This window comes from Roseateles sp. P5_B10 (assembly GCF_056400485.1).
Window position 1 is genome coordinate 1 of sequence record NZ_JBFULE010001743.1, and the last position, 531, is coordinate 531.

Sequence of the window (531 nt, forward strand, 5' to 3'; positions counted from 1 at the left end):
GCATCAATCTCGGCGGCGGTGGCGGCGGCGTCACCGAACGTGCCGTGCAGATGATTGCGTTGTTGACGGTGCTGTCGATCGCACCGTCGATCCTGATCATGATGACGTCGTTCACACGCATCGTGGTCGTGCTGTCGCTGCTGCGCACCGCATTGGGTACGGCGACAGCGCCGCCGAACTCGGTGATCATCGCGCTGGCGATGTTCCTTACGGCTTTCGTAATGGGGCCGGTGCTGCAACGTTCCTATGACGACGGTATCAAGCCGCTGATCTCCAACGACATCACCGTCGAACAAGCTTTGGTACGTGCATCCATTCCGCTGCGCGGCTTCATGCAGAAGAACGTGCGCGAGAAGGATCTCAAACTGTTCATGGACCTCTCGGGCGAACCGGTGCCGGCGACACCGGAGGACATGTCGCTGCGGATCCTCGTGCCGGCCTTCATGATCTCGGAGCTGAAGCGCGCCTTCGAAATCGGCTTCTTGCTGTTCCTGCCATTCCTGATCATCGACCTCGTTGTCGCCTCGGTCT

The 531-nt window shown here is 60.1% G+C and carries 1 protein-coding gene; it reads left to right on the plus strand.

What is annotated here, in order from left to right; all coding sequences use genetic code 11:
- The coding region (locus tag AC1DU6_RS35655) for a flagellar type III secretion system pore protein FliP (RefSeq protein WP_477863347.1) at nucleotides 1-531 on the plus strand (531 nt) is incomplete at both ends.